Genomic DNA, 15,631 nt, shown 5'->3' with positions numbered 1-15,631 from the left:
TGGGTCACGTGCGCGACTAACATAACGCGGAATAGAAACATGTTTCAGTACAAAACCTCACAATTTCAAAGTCTCTCACCCCCCTTTGCGGGATGCCCCAGGAGGAGCGAATGCGCCGCGCCACCGGAGTTGTTCTGCTAGCCGTCGGGGCGTTCCTTGTCGTTCTGGCTCCGCTGTTGAGATTCCAGGTGGCGGGCAAGCTCATCGAGGCTCCGTCCGACCAGTACTCCGTCTCGAAGCTCTCCGCGGACAACGCCCAGTACTTCAGCCAGCAGGATCTGAAGGTCCTCACCGGCACCCTCGACATCACCGTCACGACTCGGGGCGACGTGGCGGAGTCCAAGGACGACCACGTCGTCTGGGACCAGTTCACCGCCGTCAACGACGTGACCAACAGCAGGCCGTCGATCTCGCTGTCGGAGTTCCGCAGCGCGTTCAACAAGTACAACGGCGCCGGGGTCAACTGCTGCGGCGTGAGCGTGGACAAGCAGCCGGTCCAGTTGGACGGCCAGATCTTCCTGTTCCCCTTCGGTGTGGAGAAGAAGACCTACAAGGTGTTCGACACCTCCACCCGCAAGGCCTGGGACGCGGCGTTCGTCGGCGAGGACACCGTCGACGGGCTCAAGGTCTACAAGTTCCAGCAGAAGATCCCGCCCACGGTCACCCAGACGCTCACCGCGCCCGCGTCGGTGCTGGGCATGACCGACCCGGGCGACGTCCAGGTCAACCGCGTCTACGACGGCGTCGTGACGTTCTGGGTGGAGCCCACGACGGGCGCGCCGGTCAAGCAGGAGCAGCAGCGTCACGAGGTGCTCAAGACGGCCGACGGGGTCGAGCGGATGCCCGCCCTGATCGCCACCGCGCAGTTCACGCCGCAGACCATCGGCGAACTGGTCCGCACCGCCAGAGACAGCATGGACCAGATCACGCTCATCAAGACGACCGCGCCGTTGCTGTCGCTCATCATCGGGCTCATCCTCGCCGTGGCGGGATTCGTGCTCCTGCGCGCTCCCTCCGCCGCGGCCTCCAAGGACGAGCCGGCGACGGCGTCCGCGGCCGACGCGGAGTGAGACACGGACGCGCGGACTGAGACGGGCCGTGACCCGAGCGGGACGGCAGCCATGAGCACGGAAGGCCCGGCACTCCGCTCGCCGGTGGACGACGTACCACCGGCGAGCGGACCCGCCACCCACTCGGTGGCGGCCGCGCTGTTCCGCGCCTGCCGTCCCCGCCAGTGGCTCAAGAACGCGCTCGTCTTCGCCGCCCCGGCGGCCGCGGGGGTGCTCACGACGGGTGAGGGGCTGCGCGGCTCGCTCATCGCCTTCGCCGCGTTCTGCATGACGGCGAGCGGCACGTACATGTTCAACGACGCCGCCGACGCGGACGCCGACCGGCGTCACCCGCGCAAGCGGCTGCGGCCGATCGCCTCCGGCGCCGTGTCCGTACGGCTCGCGCGCGTCACCGGCACGGTCCTGATCGTCCTCGGCCTCCTGGCCGGCTGGGCCGACGGCTGGCGGCTCGCCGCCGTGGTCGCCGCCTACATCGCGCTGACGTTCTCCTACACGCTCTGGCTCAAGCGGCAGCCGGTGGTCGACCTCGTCGCCGTCGCCGGCTGCCACGTGATCCGGGCCTACGCGGGCGCGGTCGCGGTGGCCGTGCCCGTGACGAGCTGGTTCCTCGTCGTCATCTCCCTGGGGTCGCTCCTGCTCGTGGCAGGCAAGAGGGAGGCCGAGCTGCGCGCCCAGGGTGGGAACGGCACCCGGGCGACTCTGGTGACGTACACGGTCGCCTACCTCGGGCACGTCCGGGTCATGGCGTCGGGCGCGATGATCGTCACCTACTGCCTGTGGGCCTTGCAGGAGCATGAGGGCGCCGCCCGCGCGCCCTATGCCGTGAGCATCGTCCCGTTCGTCCTCGTCGTGCTGCGGCACGCCCTGCTCGTGGACCGCGGAGTGGGTGAGGAACCAGAGGAGCTGGCCCTGCGGGATCGTCCGCTGCAGGTCTTCATCGGGCTGTTGCTGCTGTCTCTCGCCGTCGGCGTCTACCTGACGTGACCATCCTGACGTGAACTCTCCTGACATGACGCTCCTGACGGGGTGGGGGCGCACGGCTCCCACACCCGCCCGCCTGTCGCGCCCCCAGTCGGTGGAGGAGGTCGCCGCTCTCGTGCGTGCGGCGACCGGGCGCGGCGTCGTCGCGCGCGGGCTCGGCCGGTCGTACGGCGACGCCGCCCAGAACTCGGGAGGGGTGGTGCTCGACTGCACGGCCCTCGCCCCGTCGTGGGACCACGACCCGGCGACCGGGCTGGTGACGGCGTCGGCGGGCATGAGCCTGCACGATCTGATGACGGAACTCGTCCCGCGCGGCTGGTTCGTCCCGGTGACACCGGGCACGCGCCACGTCACCGTGGGCGGAGCCGTCGCGGCCGACGTCCACGGCAAGAACCACCACGTGGACTCCTCCTTCGGCGCCCACGTGCGCTCGCTCACCCTGCTCACCGCTGACGGGACACTGCGGGTGCTGACCCCGGACGACGAGCTCTTCTGGGCCACGGTCGGCGGCATGGGGCTGACCGGAGTCGTCGTCGAGGCGACGTTCGCATGCGTTCCCGTGGAGACCTCACGCATGCGGGTCGACGTCGAGCGCACCCGCGACCTCGACGAGACGCTCGAGGTGATGGCCGCGACCGACGACCGGTACCGCTACACGGTCGCCTGGATCGACCTGCTCGCCCGCGGCGGCCGCATGGGCCGCAGTGTGCTCACGCGGGGCGACCACGCTCGCAGGGACGAACTCCCCGTCCGCATGCGGCGCGACCCGCTCGCGTTCGCGCCGCGGCCCCGGCTCGCCGCGCCGCCGTGGGTGCCGGGCGGCCTGCTCAACCGGGCGACGGTGGGCGCGTTCAACGCCACCTGGTACGGCAAGGCGCCCGCCGCCAGGCGCGGGCTCGTCCAGGGGATCGCGCCGTTCTTCCACCCGCTGGACGGGGTCGCGCACTGGAACCGCATGTACGGCTCCCGCGGGTTCGTCCAGTACCAGTTCGTCGTGCCGTTCGGAGCCGAGGAAACGCTGCGCCGTGTGGTGGAGCGCCTCTCCAACGCGGGTGTGGTGTCCTTCCTGACCGTGCTCAAGAGATTCGGGCCGGGGACGCCGGGGATGTTGTCCTTCCCCATGCCGGGCTGGACGCTCGCACTCGACATCCCGGTGGGACAGCGCGGGCTGGCCGGGATGCTCACCGTGTTCGACGAGTGGGTGGCCGCCGCCGGGGGCAGGCTGTACCTGGCCAAGGACTCCCGGATGCCGGCGTCCATGATGGCCGGGACCTATCCCCGCCTGGAGGAGTGGCGGGCGATCCGCGACCGGGCCGACCCGGAGGGCGTGTTCCGCTCCGACCTCGCGAGAAGGTTGTGCCTGTGAGGGGGAGACCATGAAGAACGCCCTGGGTTCCGTGGACACCGTCCTGCTTCTCGGCGGACGCAGCGAGATCGGCCTCGCGATCGTCGAGCGTCTGGTCAGAGATGGTGCGCGGCGCGTCATGCTGGCCGCGCGCGGCGGCACCGCGCCAGTGGATCGGCTGCGGAAGATGGGTGCCGAGGTTCACCTGGCCGACTTCGACGCCGCGCGTCCCGAGACGCACGCCGCGCTGATTGAGGACGCCGCCGCGCGACTGGGGGACCTCGACGTCGTGATCCCCGCCTTCGGCGTGCTCGGCCGCCAGGCGGTGTACGACGCCGACCCCGTGGCGGCGGCGCGGGACGTCGCGGTCAACTTCGGCGGGCACGTCTCGATCGGCCTCGCCGCCGCGCGGCGGCTACGCGAGCAGGGGCATGGAACGCTCGTGGTCTTGTCGTCCGTCGCCGGCGTGCGCGTCCGCAAGGCCAACTTCGTGTACGGCTCGGCCAAGGCCGGGCTGGACGGTTTCGCCCAGGGTCTCGCCGACTCGCTCCACGGATCCGGCGCCCGGGTGGTCGTCGTCCGGCCCGGGTTCGTCATCGGGCGCATGACCGAGGGCATGAGTCCGGCCCCGATGTCCGTGACGGTGGACACCGTGGCGGACGCGGTGATCGAGGGGCTCAGGTCCGGCCGGCGGACGGTGTGGGTGCCCGGAAGGCTGCGGCCGGTGTTCGCCGTCATGCGCGTGCTGCCTCAGGCGGTGTGGCGCCGCCTGCCGCGCTGACCATCCGCGTCGACGCCCCCGCGGGTCAATGCAGCTAGCCGGTCATGAGCGAGAGGCCGTAGGCCGAGAGGATCTCGTTGACGGGCTGGAAGTAGGTCGTGCCGCCGGAGGTGCAGTCGCCGGAGCCGCCGGAGGTGACGCCTTGGGCCTGGCTGCCGGAGATGAAGGAGCCGCCGGAGTCGCCGGGCTCGGCGCAGACGTTGGTGCGGGTGACGCCGGAGACGGTGCCCTGGGAGTAGGTCACGCTGGCGTCGCGCTGCTCGATGGTGCCGCAGTGCCAGCCGGTGGTGGAGCCGGAACGGCACACAGAGGCGCCGACGACGGAGGCGGCGGCCCCTTTGACGATGATGTCGCCGCCGCCGTCGCGGACCCAGGGCCGTGGCGTCCAGTCGCCGTTGACGGCGACCCAGGAGTAGTCGTCACCGGGGAACGACGACCCTTGGAAGGTGCCCTGGGCGGCCTGGTTGTAGCCGGTCGTCGAGTTCCCCGCGTCGGCGCAGTGGCCGGCGCTCACGAAACCGTTGGTGCCGCCGCGGACCACGGAGAAGCCGACCGAGCAGCGCGCCGAGCCGCCGATGTAGTAGGCGTCGCCCCCGCGCAGGTCCAGGTAGGTCCTCGGTCGTTCGTCCGAACGTTCCACGTGGACGAGCGAGGTGTCGGCGCCGCTTCTGGCGACGAAGGCGTCGGCCTCCGAGGGCTCGGAGGACAGGACGACGACCTGGTTGTTCCGGACGTCGACGTACCAGATGGGAGTGCTCCCGGGAGCGGTCGAGGAGTGCCGGTTCAGAGCCTCCTCGGACGCGGTCAGTTCGGCGAGGCTGTGACGGACGACTTCGGGCCGCGCGCCCGACGCGGTGATGGTCTCGCTCTTTGAGGCGTCCGTCGTGGCCACGACGAACGTCTCGGACGCCGGTCCGGTGACCCACGAGCCGGCGTAGCTGTCGCCGAGCCTGCCGCGCAGGACCACCTCGGACGCGCTCGCGCGCGACTCGTTGAGCAGGCGGGTCCTGGCCTGCTCCGCGCTGAGGCCGAGGTCGTGCTGGATCGCGTCGAGCATCGCCTGGGAGGGGAGGGCGTCCGCCGTCTCCGGCGCGGGGTCCGCGACGGCGGGTGCGATGATCAGGACGCCGATGGCCAGGACACCGATCGCCAGAGTGGATCCTCTGGCCGCCGTACGCCTGCGGAGCATGGGCTCTCCTCGTCTGTCGCCGTTTCACGGGTCAGGGGGAGCGGTGCCGAATCTACCTGCCGATGATCTCCGGAACACGGAGGCGCCGCCGTACACATGTACGGCGGCGCCTGTCGTGCATCGCGAGTCGTCACCACCAGGCGGTTACGGCCCGGTGTTCACGGCCTGCTGTTCACGGCCCTGCTGTTACGGCCTGGTGACACCCAGGGAGTAGGTGCCGGAGCCGCTGTAGGCGTGGACGCGGTAGCGGTACTGGCCGGCGGTGCCGGTGTAGGTGACGGTCTCGTCAGGGCCTGACGAGGTGCCCTGGGCGACGTTGACCCATGCGGTGCCGCTCCACTTCTGCAGGTAGAGGTCGAAGTCGACGCCGCTGGGACCGTCGAGGCAGCCGCGATGGACGCCGGTCACGGTCGTCGTGTAGTAGGAGTTGTTCGGCTGGTAGGCGCTGGCGCCGCTGGTCAGGCTGCCGGTGTAGGTCGACTGGTAACCGGTGCAGGCGCCTGTGGGCGGGGTGCCGCCGCCGGACGTCACGAGGGTCAGGCCGTAGGTCGAGAGGATCTCGTTGACGGGCTGGAAGTAGGTCGTGCCGCCGGAGGTGCAGTTGCCCGAGCCGCCGGAGGTGACGCCTTGGGCCTGGCTGCCGGAGATGAAGGAGCCGCCGGAGTCGCCGGGCTCGGCGCAGACGTTGGTGCGGGTGACGCCGGAGACGGTGCCCTGGGAGTAGGTCACGCTGGTGTTGAGTTGCTGGACGGTGCCGCAGTGCCAGCCGGTGGTGGAACCGGAGCGGCAGATGGAGGCGCCCACGACGGCGACGGTGGAGCCGCTGACCGTGACGTTGCCGCCGCTGCCGTTGTTGACGTAGGGGACGGGCGTCCAGTTGCTGTTGACGGCGACCCAGGAGTAGTCGTTGCCCGGGAAGGACGAGCCCTGGAAGGTGCCCTGGGCGACCTGGTTGTAACCGGTCGTGGTGTTCCCCGCGCGTCCGCAGTGACCGGCGCTCACGAAACCGTTGGTGGTGCCGCGGGTGATGGCGAAGCCGACGGAGCAGCGGGAGGAACTGTTGATGTAGTACGCGTCGCCGCCGCGCACGTTGTAGTACGTGCGGGGCTGCTCGTTGGACATCTCGATCCGGACGAGCGACTTGTCCACGCCGCTGGCGGCGACGAAGGCGTCGGCCTGCGCGGGCTGGGAGGACAGGACGACGACGCGGTTGCTCCGGACGTCGACGTACCAGACGGGCGCGGTCCTGGGCGCGGCGGCGGCGTTCCGGTCCAGGGTCTCCTTGGCGGCGTTGAGCGCGTCGAGGCTGTGGTCGACCACCCTGACCTGGGCGCCCGACGCGGTGACGGCCGCGGCGCCGGAGGCGTCCGTCGTGGCGACCACGAGCGTCGAGGCGGTGTCTCCCGCCACCCACGAGCCGGCGAACGTGTCCTTGAGATTCTTGCGGATCCGGGGCTCGACCGCACCGGCGTGGGCCTCGTTGAGCAGCCGGGACTCGGCCTGCTCGGAGCTGAGGTTGAGGTCGCGCTTCATGGCGTCGAGCATGCCGGGCGGCGGTTTGACGGCGGTAGCGGACGTTCCGGGGGCGGCGCCAGGGGCAGGTGCGGCGGCCGCGGGTGACGCCATCGCGGTGATGGCGCCGATGACCAGAGCGCATCCGGCGATGACCGTGCGTCTGCGGAGCATTGGCTCTCCTTGGGTGGTTGGGGGGTGCCGCCAAAGTAACCGAGCCGATGCCGTGTGTGGATCTATCAGATGACCCCTACCGCCGAATTATGGAATGGCCCTGAACTGGGGATGGGCGACGAGCCAGTCGGCGTATCGGTGGCTTCGCCGTACGGTGTCGGCGTGCGCGGCCCGCGCGTGGTGGACGACGGACGACGACACTCGCGCCGCGATGGAGTCGTCGTGCCAGCCGAGCAGATGACGCCAGCGCAACGGTGTCCCGACCAGCGGCATCATCACGAGACCAGCCGTCAGCTGGAAGGTCGCCTGGCACAGTGCGACGGCCTTTCCCACGCCCACCAGGTGCAGGCAGGTGGCGACGTCGGTCTCGTAGATGGACAGGGGGACGAAGCCCGCCCGCGCGCAGGCGCCGGCGAAGCAGTCGGCGAAACACCCGTCGCCCGGCGCGACCGCCCAGCACTCGCCGGCGAGCCGCGACAACTCCAGTTCCTTTTCTTCCGCGAGCGGATGGTCCTCGGGCAGCAGGACGAAGACGGGGTCGGCGGCCACCGTGCTCCAGCTCATCGCCTCGGCCTGCGGCGGCGGGCTGTCGCCGCAGGTCCCGACCAGTGCGAAGTCGAGCCTGCCCGAGCTCACGAGCGAGGTCAGCTCCTGCGCCGACCACGACGTGCGGGTGGTCACGGGGGTGGCGGGATGGGCGGTGGTGAGGCGCTCGACGAGCCCGCCGAGTATCGGCCCGTGGGTGGCCCCGATGCGATATCCGGGGATGTCCTCGGACTTGTTGGCGAACCGCACCGCGTCCTCCTGGAGTTCGCGGACGGCGGGCAGCAGGACCCGCGCACGCGACAACACCATCTCGCCGAGCGGCGTCGGTCTGGCGCCGTTGCGGTCACGCTCGAACAGGGGGCCTCCGAGCGTGCGCTCGATCCGTTTGAGTTGCGCGGTCAGGGACGGCTGGGCCAGTCCGAGCCGCGTGGCGGCCTTGGTGACGCTGCCGGACTCGGCGACCGCTCGCACGATCTTGAGGTGGCGCAGCTCCAGATCCATACCGGGAAACTACGACCCCGGTGGTATGGCCGCAATCCTGTTATGTCACGAAATCTGACTCATATTCGTCGAGGATTTACCCATTGTGCCGAGGCGGTTGTGCGTAGAGATGAGCCGCAGGTCCGGGGCATTGTTTGAAACGTGTTCCTGTTATCTGATCATCATGCTCTCGCCCCGTGGTTACCGGGTGGTAGGACTCTGAGGAATCACCGTTGTAGAACACGTTGCAGTTTCGTGGTGTCCGGTCGTACAGTCGAGGCATGCGGACCCGCGTCACCGACATGTTCGGCATCGAGTTACCGATCTTCGCTTTCAGTCATTGCCGGGACGTCGTCGCCGCGGTCAGCCGCGCCGGCGGCATGGGAGTCCTCGGCGCCCTCGCCTACACGCCGGAAGAGCTCGAGGTTGAGCTCGCCTGGATCGACGAGCACGTCGGCGGCCGGCCGTACGGCGTGGACGTGGTCATGCCGGCCTCCTACGCCGGATCCGACCTCGGCCTCGACTCTCCGGCCGACCTGGTCGCCCGATTGCAGGGAATGATCACGCCGGAGCACCGGGCCTTCGTCGAGGACCTGCTCGCCAAGCACGACGTGCCGCAACTGGCCGGGGGCGACCCGGGGAAGGTGCTGCTCGGCTGGACGGACGCGACCGCGCGGCCGCAGGTCGAGGTGGCCCTGAAACACCCCATCGCGCTGCTGGCCAACGCCCTCGGCCCGCCGCCGGCCGACGTGGTCGAACTCGCGCACGCGAAGGGCGTCAAGGTGGCCGCGCTCGCCTCCACTCCGCGTCACGCGATCAAGCAGGTCGAGGTCGGCGTGGACGTCATCGTGGCGCAGGGCACCGAGGCGGGCGGCCACACCGGGGAGATCTCCACGATGGTGCTGATCCCCCAGGTCGTCGACGCGGTCGACGTGCCCGTCCTGGCCGCGGGCGGCATCGGCGGCGGCCGCCAGATGGCCGCGGGGATGGCGCTCGGGGCAGAGGGCGTGTGGACCGGGTCCATCTGGCTCACCGTCGAGGAGGCGGACACTCCGGAGATGGCCAAGCAGCGCATCCTGGAGGCCACCTCGCGTGACACGGTCCGGTCGCGGAGCTGGACGGGCAAGCCCGCACGGCTGCTCAAGAACGAGTGGACCGACGCCTGGGAGTCCGCCGAGTCGCCGGGGACGCTGCCGATGCCGCTGCAGTACATGCTGGTGTCGCCCGCGCTGCGCCGGATCGGCAACTCCACCGCGGCCGAGCTCGCCACCTTCCCCGCGGGGCAGATCATCGGCGCGATGAACCAGGTCAAGCCGGCCAGGCAGGTCGTCTTCGAGATGGTCGAGGAGTACATCGAGGCGATGGAGCGACTCGACCGCATGACGACGGACTGAAGGCTCCGGCTCACCCCCTGAGGCGTGCGAGGCCAAACGTTATCCCCGTGTGCTCGCCCGCGAGTGCCGAAGTCGACTAAATCGTCTTTGGACGATTATTCGGTGAAACGGGCGGGAGACACGTGGCGACCTCGAAGCAGGCCGCGAGCGGGGGAGACGTCGTCGTGGAGCTCGCGCTCCCCTCATGGATGGGCGCGGGCTTCCTCCGGCGTCACGCGCTGAGCGTCGTCGCTTTCACACTCGTCGCGATCCAACTGGTGTGGAAGGGCGTGCTGCTCGGCCGGAGCTACTTCTGGGGCGACGACTACGCCTACGTCGTCAGGGCGATGGAGCACCCCTTCGGCTGGGACTACCTCACGTCGCTGTACGGCCCGAAGCTGCTTCCCGTCGGGTTCGCCGTCGTCTGGGCCGTCTCCCGCGCCGACGTGTACAACTGGGTCCTCGCCGCCTCGGCGCTGCTCGTCCTGCAGGTCGCCGCGTCCTTCGCGGTCTACCGCCTGCTCCGGGTCCTGTTCGGACCGCGTCCGGCGATCCTGGTCCCGTTCGGGCTGTACCTCTTCACGCCGCTCACGGTGCCCGCGCTGCTGTGGTGGGCGGCCGGGCTCGAGGCCGTCCCCCTCCAACTCGCCCTCGCGCTCGCGCTCACCTCGCACGTCCTCTACCTGCGCAGCGGGCGCACGCGTCACGTCGTGGCCGCCGCCTGCTGGTTCCTCGTGGCCCTGGGGTCGTTCTTCCTCAAGGCCGCCGGCGCCTTCCCCCTGCTGGCCTTCGTGGTGACGGCGGGATACTTCGGCGGCGTGCGGACGGCCCTGGTCCGCCATCTGCGGGCCTGGCTGGTCTACGCCGTCGTCCTCGCGGCCTGCGCCGTCTTCTTCGCGCTCGGACTCGACACGTCGGATCAGCCCGTCGGGCTGCCCTCCTTCGCGGACACCGCGGCCTTCGCCGGGACGCTGCTGGGCAAGGTCTTCCCCACGCTCGCCCTGGGCGGCCCGATCGACTGGTTCGGCGGCTGGGCCGCTCCCTCGGAGTTGCTGCTGCTGTCGTCGTGGCTGGCCTTCGCCGCGCTGTTCGTGGTGACCCTGCGGTGCCGCAGGTCCGCATGGTGGGCGTGGGCCGGGCTGATCGTCTATCTGGTCGTCGTCGACTTCGTGCCGGTCGTGCTGGGGCGTGGGCAGTACGCCTCGCAGGCCCTCGAACCGCGTTATCTGGCCGACGCCGCGCTCGCGCTCGCGTTGTGTCTCGCCCTCGCCACGCTTCCGGTGCAGGGTGAGCGGGAGCCGTACAGGAGGGTGTTCCCCGCGGGCAGGGCCGCGGCCGCCGGCGGCGTGTTCGTGGGCGCCTGCCTGCTCCTGTCGTTCATCTCCGTCGAGCGCTACACGACGGGCTTCGAGGCGAGGGCGGATCGTGACCGGAACTACCTGGCGACGGCCGAGCGGACTCTCGCGACCCTGCCGCCGGGCACTCAGCTGTATCCGCAGGCGCTGCCCGACGACGTGGTGTTCTACGGATTCGGGGAGGCCAACCTCAGCTCGCACGTGCTCGGCCCCCTCGCACCGCCCGCCGTCCGCGCGATGATGCGTGACCCGCAACCGTCGGCCGACCCCAGGGTGCTGGACCGCGACGGGAACCTGACCGAGCTGAGGCCCTACGGCGGGCAGGTGCAGCCGAGCGGCGGCGAATGCTTCCCGCGGATGGGCAGTACCCTCACGCTCCCGATCGAGACCAAGGGCGACTACGCCCTCGCCGGTTTCTCCTATCTCCGCGCGGCGGGCGGACCGGCGACCGTTCTGGTGGGGGCGACGAGGGTCGCGGTGACCCTTCCACCCGGCCACCACAACATGTACTTCATGACGCGCGCGAAGGACACCGAGATGCGCATCACCACGACGCAGGATCTCTGCGTCACGAGTGGGTTCGTCGGCGTCGCCCTGCCGGCCACGGAAGGCTGAGGCACGGTGTCACCGAGAATCTCGCCGCCGACGTGGCGGCACGGGAAGAAGGTCGCGGGCGCGGCCTGGGCGATGATCGCCCTGTCCGTCGTCTGCCAGGTGGTCGCGTTGCGGGCCACCTGGTACAGCGTCGACGACTTCCGCTTCGTCGCCCTCGCCACGGAGGGGCCGCCCGGCTGGTCCTACCTGACCCAGCCGGTGTACGGCCAGCTCATGCCGGGAGGGCTGTTCCTGACGTGGATCCTCACCTGGGCGGCCGGATACAACTGGGTCCTGACCTGGTCCGTCGTGCTCCTCATGCAGGTCGGCGCCTACGTGTACGTCCTGCGCACGTTGCGCCTGCTGTTCGGTGACAGGCCGGCCATCCTGGTGCCGCTGGCGTTCTACCTGTTCTCGCCGCTGACGGTGCCCTCGGTCGCCTGGTACTCGGCGGCCATGCTCAGCGTCACCCTCCAGCTCGCCGTGGCCGCCGCGCTGTACGCCCACGTCCGTCACCTGCGCGAGGGGACACTCAGGTCGGGCCTGCGGACCGTGGCCTGGACGGCCTTCGGCCTGCTCTTCTTCATCAAGGCGGCCGTCATCCCGCTGCTGCTCGTCGTGGTGACGTTGTTCGCGGCGCCTCTTGTGGTCCCCGGGGTCCGCGGCCTCCGCGACGCGCTCCGGCTGCTCCTGCGGCAGCGCCTCCTGCTCGTCCTGCACGGCCTCCTGCTCGCGGGATACGGCGCGTTCTACCTCGTCACGGGCGCCACGGCCAGCTCGTACGTGCCGGTGGGCGTCGAGCGCGGCATCGGGCTGCTGCCGTACATCGGGCGGGTGATCGGCGAGACGTTCCTCACCGGGGCGGTCGGCGGCCCCGCCGGCTGGCAGCCGGGCGCGGGCCACTTCGCGAACGCCGCGCCGCCGGCCCTGCTCCTCGGCTTCGCCTGGCTCGTGTGGGCACTGGCGGTCGCCGCGAGCCTGGTCTTCCGCCGGGGGGCGTGGCGGGCCTGGCTCGTCCTGCTGACCTGGTTGCTGGTCGCCGACGCGCTGTTCACCTGGCTGGGCCGGGCCACCGCGTGGTCCGGGTGGGAGCTGCGGTACGTCGCGGACGCGGCCCCCGTGCTCGCCGTGTGTCTCGCCCTCGCGTTCCTGCCCGTACGGGACCTTCCCGGGAACGGGAACAGGACCTATCTGATCAGGCCGCCGTCCGGGCCCGCCGTCAAGGCGACGGCCGGCGTGCTCGCGGGGGCGATGGCCGCCCTGTCGATCCTGTCGGCCGGCTCGTTCGGCAAGCTGATCGACACCACGGAACAGCGGGCGTACATCGGCAACGCGGCCCGTGCCCTCGCGGCCGCGCCCGCCGGCACGGCCGTCTACCCGACGGACGTGCCGATGGAGATGCCGATCCCGGCGACCGGCCTCACCGACCTCACCTCGCGCGTGCTCGCGCCCGTGGCCCCGCAGTGGGCCGTCGACAGCATGCGCGCCCCCAAGCCGGCCACAGAGCCCCGTGTCTTCGACGACAAGGGCGATCTGGTCAAGATGACGATCAAGGGTGGTGGTCTGCTCGGCCCTCCCGCCGGTCTGCCGTGCTTCCCCACGATCGGCGACGTGGTCGACCTGCCGCTGAGCACGGACGGCGGGCCGCTGACGGTCGCCGGCCTGGGGTACGCGGCATTCGCCGACACGACGGCGAGCGCGACGGTGGACGGGCGGCGGCTGACCCTGCCGTTGAAGCGGGGGGACGGCGTCGTGTACTTCCCCGTGCGCTCCGCCGTCCGGTCACTGCCGCTCACGGTGACCGGAGGAACCTGCGTGAAGGCCATCGCCGTAGGAGAACCGGCCCCCGTGGAGCCGTCGTGATCTCCGCTTGCCGCCCCCGGTGAGGGCGGTGCCGGTCCCGCGGCTCCCGTGATGATGGAATGCAGGCGGACCGTTGGGCGCCGGACTGGGGAGCTGTGGAGATGGACGACAGGACACCGGCGCCGTCCGGTGACGCGGAGCGGACCCGGCAGGGGGCGGCCGTGAACGCGCCGCCGATCCTGGGCAACGTGCCAGGGGCGTACGCACTGGGCGTCTTCCGCGACCGGCATCCGGCTCTCGTCCGGCAGGTCAGGGATGCCCTGCCGTACTCACCGGATCGGCTCGAGGCGCTCGACCGGCTGCTCGAGGAGGCCATCGCCGACAAGATGCAGCCCCTCGACGCCTCGGCCCACGACTTCGCGACCTGGCTGACGTGGGGGCGCGCCTACCTTCGCGGGCGGTGGACGGACGCGCCGTTCCTCTGGGCGGAGAGTTTCTTCTACCGCAGGCTGCTCGAGGCCACGGGTTACTTCGCGGAAGGACCGTGGCGGGGCGTCGACCCCTTCGAGCCGTTCAAGCAGGCCGAGCTCACGGGGTCGATCGTCGACGAGGAACTCGCGAGCATGGACCGGGTCGCCGCGCTGCCCCAGCGGGAGAAGGAGACGGCGCTGCTCCTGGCGTCCCTGTGGGGGAACCGCGCCGACCTCACCTTCCAGATCACCGGGGAACTCGGAGAGGACAAGGCGGCCGACCTCGTCGTGGACGACGGCGAGTTGTTGTGGTCGCTGGTCCACGACGGTCCTCCCGGCACGATCTGCGTCGTCGCGGACAACGCCGGCCGCGAGTTGCTGCCCGACCTGGCCCTGATCGACCATCTTCTCGCCCGGAGACTGGCCACCGAGGTCGTCCTGCACGTCAAGCCGCAGCCGTACTTCGTGTCCGACGCCACGCCCGCGGACGTCCTCGCCGGTCTGCGGCGCCTGTCCGGAGCGCCGGGCGAGGCGGGCAAGGCCGGGGTGCGTCTCCGGCAGGCCCTGAGGTCGGGGCGTCTCGTTCTGCGCACCCACCCCTTCGCGTGTGCTCCGCTGCCCTACAGCGACATGCCGGACAGCCTGCGGGACGACTTCGCCGCCGCGTCGCTGACCATCACCAAGGGCGACCTCAACTACCGCAGGCTGGTCGGCGACAGGGTGTGGCCGTCGGACACCCCGTTCGAGGGGGTCACCGCGTACTTTCCCGGGCCGGTGGTCGCCCTGCGCACCCTCAAGTCCGACGTCCTCGTGGGCGTCGCCCAGGAGGTGTCGGCCGGCCTGGACGCGACGGGAGAGCGCTGGCGCACGACGGGCACGCGGGCGCTGATCCAGGGCAGGGCGTGACGCCCTACTCGCCGCGGCCGTGGACCGGGGGTAGGGCGGCGGACCCGGCGCGGGCCGTGCGGCCCTACTCGCCGCGGTAGACGGCGGGGCGCTTCTCGCGGAACGCGAGCGATCCCTCCTTGGCGTCCTGCGAGCCGATGACCGGCCAGCCGATGGTGTCCGACACCTTGAGAGCCTCCTCCTCCGCCATGCCGAGGGTCTCGCGGTAGGTCCGGAGGATCGCCTGCACGGCGAGCGGGCCGCAGGCCGCGACCTGGTCGGCCATCTCGCGGGCGGCCGCGAGCGCCTGGCCGTCCGGCACGACCCGGTTGACCATCCCCATCGACAGCGCCTCCTGCGCGCTGATGGCCCGGCCGGTCAGCAGGACGTCCATCGCGAACGCGTAGGGGATCTGACGCGGCAGCCGTACGGCGCTGCCTCCCATCGGGAACAGCGCCCGCCGGGCCTCGAACAGGCCGAGGGTCGCCGACTCGGCCACGATCCGCAGGTCGGTGCCGACGAGCAACTCCGTGCCGCCCGCCACCGCATAGCCCTCCACCGCGCAGATGATCGGTTTGGTGGGCAGGGCGCCGCTGTCGCGCAGCAGGCCCTTCCAGTGGACGTCGGGGATCTCCTGGGCGCGCTGGAGAACCCGGGGGTCACCGGACGGGGTGCCCATGGCCTTGAGGTCGGCTCCCGCGCAGAACGTCCCGTTCGCACCCGTCAGGATGCCCACGCGCACATCCGGCTCGGCGGAGATGTAGGCCCACGCGTCGGCGAGCCCGACCAGCATGTCCATGGAGAGGGCGTTCCTGGCCTCCGGGCGGTCCATCGTGACGACGACGACGTGGCCGTCGCGCTCGACGCGGCAGTGCGGCGTACTGATTGACAGGAGCTCCATGGAGACTCTCCAAAATTGATCAAGCGATTGCTCGGCAGGGTCGGGCCGGGTTAGTCTGCGAACTACGAACTAGAACAGATTCTTGTTCGTAACCCCCCAGTAATGCCAGGGCTTGTCGATAGAACAAGAACGTGCTTCACTGCGGCGATCCGGGGGAAGTCAGACGACACCG

12 protein-coding genes are annotated in these 15,631 nt (G+C 70.7%); 8 read left to right on the top strand and 4 right to left on the bottom strand.

Annotated features, from left to right (window positions below; genetic code table 11):
* The first annotated feature begins 110 nt into the window (after positions 1 to 110).
* From pgfA to dprE2, 4 genes are read left to right on the top strand one after another with little or no spacing between them, the layout of a single operon-like run.
* Positions 111 to 1,070: a cell envelope lipid trafficking protein PgfA gene (gene pgfA / locus Pmi06nite_RS32210; protein ID WP_203956940.1), complete on the top strand. Its 960-nt coding sequence runs from the start codon at positions 111 to 113 to the stop codon at positions 1,068 to 1,070.
* Positions 1,071 to 1,121: 51 nt separating this feature from the next.
* Complete coding sequence (locus Pmi06nite_RS32205) at positions 1,122 to 2,054, top strand: decaprenyl-phosphate phosphoribosyltransferase (protein ID WP_203956939.1); 933 nt, start codon at positions 1,122 to 1,124, stop codon at positions 2,052 to 2,054.
* Between the two features lie 25 nt (positions 2,055 to 2,079).
* The gene (gene dprE1 / locus Pmi06nite_RS32200; RefSeq protein ID WP_203957040.1) at positions 2,080 to 3,417 is read left to right on the top strand and encodes a decaprenylphosphoryl-beta-D-ribose oxidase; all 1,338 of its coding nucleotides are present in this window, start codon (positions 2,080 to 2,082) and stop codon (positions 3,415 to 3,417) included.
* Between the two features lie 10 nt (positions 3,418 to 3,427).
* The gene (dprE2, locus tag Pmi06nite_RS32195) at positions 3,428 to 4,177 is read left to right on the top strand and encodes a decaprenylphospho-beta-D-erythro-pentofuranosid-2-ulose 2-reductase (RefSeq protein WP_203956938.1); all 750 of its coding nucleotides are present in this window, start codon (positions 3,428 to 3,430) and stop codon (positions 4,175 to 4,177) included.
* Positions 4,178 to 4,211: 34 nt separating this feature from the next.
* On the opposite strand, the gene Pmi06nite_RS32190 is transcribed toward dprE2, so the two are convergent.
* From Pmi06nite_RS32190 to Pmi06nite_RS32180, 3 genes are all read right to left on the bottom strand, one after another.
* On the bottom strand, positions 4,212 to 5,366 hold the full coding sequence (locus Pmi06nite_RS32190) for a S1 family peptidase (protein ID WP_203956937.1): 1,155 nt from the start codon (positions 5,364 to 5,366) through the stop codon (positions 4,212 to 4,214).
* 186 nt (positions 5,367 to 5,552) lie between these two features.
* The gene (locus Pmi06nite_RS32185) at positions 5,553 to 7,052 is read right to left on the bottom strand and encodes a S1 family peptidase (RefSeq protein WP_203956936.1); all 1,500 of its coding nucleotides are present in this window, start codon (positions 7,050 to 7,052) and stop codon (positions 5,553 to 5,555) included.
* An 87-nt stretch (positions 7,053 to 7,139) separates the two neighbouring features.
* Positions 7,140 to 8,099: a LysR family transcriptional regulator gene (locus Pmi06nite_RS32180; RefSeq protein ID WP_203956935.1), complete on the bottom strand. Its 960-nt coding sequence runs from the start codon at positions 8,097 to 8,099 to the stop codon at positions 7,140 to 7,142.
* 260 nt (positions 8,100 to 8,359) lie between these two features.
* On the opposite strand from Pmi06nite_RS32180, the gene Pmi06nite_RS32175 reads away from it, so the two are divergent.
* The 4 genes from Pmi06nite_RS32175 (at position 8,360) to Pmi06nite_RS32160 (ending at position 14,579) form a co-directional block, all read left to right on the top strand.
* Entirely contained in the window at positions 8,360 to 9,472 is a 1,113-nt protein-coding gene (locus tag Pmi06nite_RS32175; RefSeq protein ID WP_203956934.1) for an NAD(P)H-dependent flavin oxidoreductase, read from the top strand.
* 122 nt (positions 9,473 to 9,594) lie between these two features.
* On the top strand, positions 9,595 to 11,421 hold the full coding sequence (locus Pmi06nite_RS32170) for a hypothetical protein (RefSeq protein WP_203956933.1): 1,827 nt from the start codon (positions 9,595 to 9,597) through the stop codon (positions 11,419 to 11,421).
* A gap of 6 nt (positions 11,422 to 11,427) precedes the next feature.
* Positions 11,428 to 13,263, top strand: coding sequence for a hypothetical protein (locus Pmi06nite_RS32165; protein ID WP_203956932.1), 1,836 nt, complete (start codon positions 11,428 to 11,430; stop codon positions 13,261 to 13,263).
* A 101-nt stretch (positions 13,264 to 13,364) separates the two neighbouring features.
* Complete coding sequence (locus Pmi06nite_RS32160) at positions 13,365 to 14,579, top strand: damage-control phosphatase ARMT1 family protein (protein WP_203956931.1); 1,215 nt, start codon at positions 13,365 to 13,367, stop codon at positions 14,577 to 14,579.
* Positions 14,580 to 14,643: 64 nt separating this feature from the next.
* Here Pmi06nite_RS32160 and Pmi06nite_RS32155 read toward each other — a convergent pair whose 3' ends face one another.
* The gene (locus tag Pmi06nite_RS32155; protein WP_203956930.1) at positions 14,644 to 15,459 is read right to left on the bottom strand and encodes a crotonase/enoyl-CoA hydratase family protein; all 816 of its coding nucleotides are present in this window, start codon (positions 15,457 to 15,459) and stop codon (positions 14,644 to 14,646) included.
* Between the last annotated feature and the right edge of the window lie 172 nt (positions 15,460 to 15,631).

Source organism: Planotetraspora mira (assembly GCF_016863275.1).
In the GTDB taxonomy this organism is placed as follows: Bacteria; Actinomycetota; Actinomycetes; order Streptosporangiales; family Streptosporangiaceae; genus Planotetraspora; species Planotetraspora mira.
The sequence above is the reverse complement of the archived record's forward strand: the minus strand, read 5'-3'. Positions and strand labels throughout refer to the sequence as shown.